This window comes from Micromonospora sp. NPDC049799 (genome assembly GCF_040656655.1).
In the GTDB taxonomy this organism is placed as follows: Bacteria; Actinomycetota; Actinomycetes; order Mycobacteriales; family Micromonosporaceae; genus Micromonospora.
Window position 1 is genome coordinate 1 of sequence record NZ_JBFAMU010000404.1, and the last position, 4428, is coordinate 4428.

3 protein-coding genes are annotated in these 4428 nt (G+C 73.3%); 1 reads left to right on the forward strand and 2 read right to left on the reverse strand.

Translation table 11 applies throughout. The features are described from left to right. Positions 1-543: 543 nt before the first annotated feature. Complete coding sequence (locus AB0I76_RS23185) at positions 544-2367, reverse strand: VanW family protein (protein WP_357039078.1); 1824 nt, start codon at positions 2365-2367, stop codon at positions 544-546. A gap of 188 nt (positions 2368-2555) precedes the next feature. Here AB0I76_RS23185 and nudC point away from each other — a divergent pair, with 188 nt between their 5' ends. Then, positions 2556-3476 carry an NAD(+) diphosphatase gene (gene nudC, locus AB0I76_RS23190; RefSeq protein WP_357039081.1) on the forward strand — a complete coding sequence of 307 codons (921 nt, stop codon included), beginning with the start codon at positions 2556-2558 and terminating at the stop codon, positions 3474-3476. A gap of 25 nt (positions 3477-3501) precedes the next feature. On the opposite strand, the gene AB0I76_RS23195 is transcribed toward nudC, so the two are convergent. After that, positions 3502-4428: polysaccharide biosynthesis protein (locus AB0I76_RS23195; RefSeq protein ID WP_357039084.1), on the reverse strand; the 927-nt coding region annotated here is incomplete at its 5' end.

Below are 4428 nucleotides of genomic sequence, written 5' to 3' on the forward strand. Positions count from 1 at the left end.
CGGAAGCTAAGCCCTCCAGCGCCGATGGTACTGCACCCGGGAGGGTGTGGGAGAGTAGGACACCGCCGGACAATCTTCCCGTTCAGGGCCACCCATTCTTGGGTGGCCCTGAACGCGTTTCTGGGCCCTTCCTCGCGCAGATCCGCAGGTCGGCTTGGGACGCCATCGCACGACGGCCCTTTCGAGCTGATGACGTGAACGAGTCACCGTTGCCGACGAGTCGCCATTGCTGGCGGATGACCATTAGCTGCCGGGTCGCCCTTCGTCGAGGAGTCGTCGACATCGGCCGGGGCGCCGGGGCACCAGGTAGCGAGACGAATCGGATTCCCCCCGCAGCCCGTGATGTCGCAGGTGACTCAGCTCGACAGGGCCCGCCCGCCCCACAGCCAGCCGGCACGTACGGCTGGGCAGGAAGCGGACGACCACCACCCGTCCCCATGCCCAGGGGCGTGGCCGCGGGCGGAGCGCGGTGGGCGTACGGGAGAGGAAAGCCCCGCCGGCGCGGTGCCGGCGGGGCTGGGACGTGCGTGCGGGGGTCGGCGGTCAGGAGGGTTCCGGGGCGCAGATGAAGCGCGGCTCGGCGTCGTAGCGCCAGGTGAACTTCTCCCGTTTGACGACCTTGCCGTCCTTCTTGATGACCCGGAACGCGTCCTGGGTGAACCCCTCGCTCCCGTTGGCCTCGATGCAGGTCGGCCCCGGCTCCAGGTAGACGGTCTTGGGCCTGGTGATGTCGCGGCGCGGGCCGTACTCGGTCTTCACGCTGTCCCAGATCTTCGTGCTCCAGATCGACACGGTGATCGTGCTGGACGTCCAGGACGTGTCGATCAGGAGACCGTGGTCCGTGTTGTTGCGGAACTTGAAGTCCAGGTCCGGCCAGAAGATCGTCGACTCGATGACCGCCGGGTAGCGGGTGAACCAGTACGAGTGCGGCTTGTGCTCGACGTCCTCCAGCCCCGCGTAGTACGTGGCGTTGAAGAGCGTGGTGGTGAACTGGGACGTCCCACCGCCGACGCCGGGCACGAGCTTGCCGCCGAGGATGACCGGCGCGTCCCGGTAGCCCTGGGCGTACCCCCGCTCGCCGGTGTGCCCGTTGAGGGAGAAGGTCTCGCCGGGCAGTACGACCGTGCCGTCCACGTCCTTGGCGATCGTCACGATGTTCTGGCTGCGCGGGGAGGAGAGCCCTCCGGTGAAGCGGGTGGTGAAGCTCGAGACGCGTTCCTTGATGCCCAGACCGGCGAGCTTCTCCTCGGTCAGCTCCGGCTCCGCGGGCTTCAGCGTGCCGGTGACCTCCCGGCCGTCCGCCTTCGGCAGCACGGCGAGAAGGTCCGCGCCCAGCGTCGAGGTGTCCAGCTGCTGGCCGGGCTTCCCCGCCACGATCGTCGGCTTGCCGCCGGCGATCGTCATGCCGGCGTCCTTCGGCGGCACCTCCACCTTCTGAAGGTCGTCGCCGAGGGCCGTCCGCAGACGCTTGACGTCCACCTCGGGCGTCAGCTTCCCCGCCTTGTCGGCGGTGAAGCGGAGGCTCTTCGCGATGGCCTGCGGCGGGATGGTCACCGAACCACGGTCGGTGGTCAGCTTCACCGGCGCCGCGACCGCCGGTTTCGCCAGCTCGGCCACCAGCCGGTCGACCTCCTCCGCGGTCGTGGCCGGGTGCGACTCGACGAGCGGCACATCGACCGGCTGCCCGGCGAGCCAGCCGGCGCGGACGACCTGGGCGGAGCGCTCCGGGTCCGGCGCGAGGCTGGGCTTCGGGTGCGTCGCCTTCGGGGTGGTGCCCTTCCAGGTGATCGCCGGCATGGTCATCTTCCGGCCCTGGCTGCCGACCACGTTCTTCAGCGCGGCGTCGAGGCGCGCGACGTCGACGGTCACCACCGGGTCGATCTCACGCGACCCGACCAGCCGGTCCACCGCGTGCGCCTCGGCTTCGGCCGCCGCCGCCACGGTCGCCTCCACGTCGATGGCAAGCCCGACCGAGGCCGGGTCGATCTGGGCGTTGCGCTCCCCGACGCGGACGGTCAGCGGAGCGGTGAGCGCGGCGTTGCGCCGGTCCAACTCGGCGCGCAGCTCCCGGACGGCGTCCGCGCGACTCCGGCCCCCCAGCTCCGTGCCGAGCACGGTGGTGCCGCGCGGCACGTCACCGGCGTACGCCCAGGCGCCCGCTCCGCCGACCGAGGCCAGCACCGCCGTGGCGACACCGGCCGCGACGAGCAGTTTCGCCCGGCGTGGGCGCTTCTCCCCACCCGTGGGAGGACCTGCCTGCACCGGGGCCCCCGGCTCGTCGGCGGGCCAGGTGACCGCGGCGACCTGCACGGTGGGCCGGTCGTCGGCGGCGGGCGGACGTCTATCGCCGTACAGCGTCACAGGCACCTCGATCGGAGACATACCACGGGGGGAAGCGGAAGCGGTTCCTCCCGGCCGGAAGACAACTACGGTAACCAACGCCGGGGCGTGATGGCAGCCTGCTCTCGGCCGGCGCGGTCACGGCGTGTCGGTCGGCGTGTCGGGCCTTTCGTACCGGTGGCGCCCTCGGCGGCGCGGCATGGCAGGGTGTGATCATGCGGATGGGCGAGGCGGTCCTGGCGTACGGCGGTGGTCGACTGGACCGGGCGGGAGCCCTGCGCACCGATCCGGCCCGGATCGAGGGGCTGCTGGCGGACCCCGCCACCACGGTGCTTCCCCTCTGGCGGGACCACTGCCTCGTCGACTCCGACGGTCCGGTCCGGCTGACCGGCCATCGGGCGTCGCTCGTCCGGGCCGCCTCCGGCGAGACCGTCTTCCTGGGCCTCGACGGCGACGCCGCCGTGTTCGCGGTGGACCTCTCCGCGTTGACCGAGCAGTCCGCCGTCGAGATGGCCGGTGCCGCGCGGGCCGTCGACGTCCGGGCGCTGGTGGGGCGGCTCGACACCGACGACGCGGCCGTCCAGGCGTACGCGCGGGGGTTGCTGCACTGGCACCGGCAGCAGCGGTACTGCGGCACCTGTGGGGCGCCGGCCGTCGCCGGGGGCGGCGGGCACGTCCGGACCTGCACCGGCGGGGAGTGCGGGCGGCTCCTGTTCCCCCGGATCGAACCGGCGGTCATCGTGCTGGTCGAGGCACCCGGCTCGCCGGGGCGCTGCCTGCTCGCACGGCACGCCGGCGCGTCGGAGGACGCCTGGTCGACGCTGGCCGGCTTCGTCGAGGTGGGCGAGAGCATGGAGGACGCGGTCCGGCGGGAAATGGCCGAGGAGGCCGGCGTGACCGTCACCGACGTGACCTACCAAGGTTCCCAGGCGTGGCCGTTCCCCGCCGGTCTCATGGTCGGCTTCCGGGCCACCGCCACCTCCGAGGAGGTACGCGTCGACGGCGAGGAACTGCTGGCGGCGCGCTGGTTCACCCGGGCGGAGTTGCGGGAGCGGGTGGCCTCCGGTCGTACCCTCGGGCGCGTCGACGCGATCGACCACCACCTGCTGGGCACCTGGCTCGCCGAGGGCGACTGACGCACCGGCAGGGCGCGGGCGACGGTCAGGGACGGGCGGGGCGCAGGGTCAGCCAGGCCATCGCGGCGGTGGTCAGCGCGGCGGTACCCAGGGAGCAGGCGAGCACCCCCTCCACGGTGCGCGGGGCCAGCAGCAGAGCGGCGACGCCGAGGACGCCGGTGGCCGCCCACAGCGGGGCGCCCGCCCACCGCGCACCCGTGGCGACCCGGTCGTTGACAAGCATGAACACCACCGCGTAGAGGGCTCCGACCGCCGCGAAGAGCGGTGCCTCGCCGGCCAGGTGCAGGTAGTCGGCACCGCCGGCCAGCCGGAACGCGAGGTCACCGGCGACCGCGGACGCGCCCACGAGCACCGCCCCGCAGCCGAGGATCAGGCCCAGCGCCCGCGTCCGCGCCCGCCGGTCACCCCGGGCCAGCCGGGGCAGGACGAGCAGGGTGACCACCTGAGGCGCCCAGAGCGCGCCCTTGGTGAGCACGGAGCCGACCGCGTACCCGCCGGAGGCGTCGGCGGTGAGCAGTTGGCGGGCGAGGATCAGGTCCGCGTACGAGATGGTGAGCATCGCCAGGGACGCCGCGCAGGCGGTCAGCACCTGGCGGGGACGCAGCTCGTCGTACGCCGGGTCGTTGCCGTCCGGGCCGGTGCCGGCGGTGGTCCGCACCGGGCCCGCGAGGTGGGCCAGGACGGGCAGGACGAGGAAGCCGGTGAGCGTGCCGAGGAGCAGGCAGCCCACGGGGTCCCAACCGAGCGTGAGCCCGACGACCAGCCCCCCGTACCGGCCTGCGGCGAGGACCGTCATCGCGGCGGCGAGTCGCAGGAACCGCTGGTCGCCCTGGAGTTCCCCGAGCCGGCGACCGGCCAGCACGGTGGCGAAGGTGCTCGCGGCGAGCAGCAGCGTCAGCGCGAGCGGCAGGCGCAGCGTCCAGCTCAACGCCGGCGCGGCCAGCGCGGTCAC

Coding starts and splice junctions, on each gene's coding strand:
- nudC (WP_357039081.1), top strand. CDS start 2,556: ATGCGGATGGGCGAGGCGGTCCTGGCGTACGGCGGTGGTCGACTGGAC.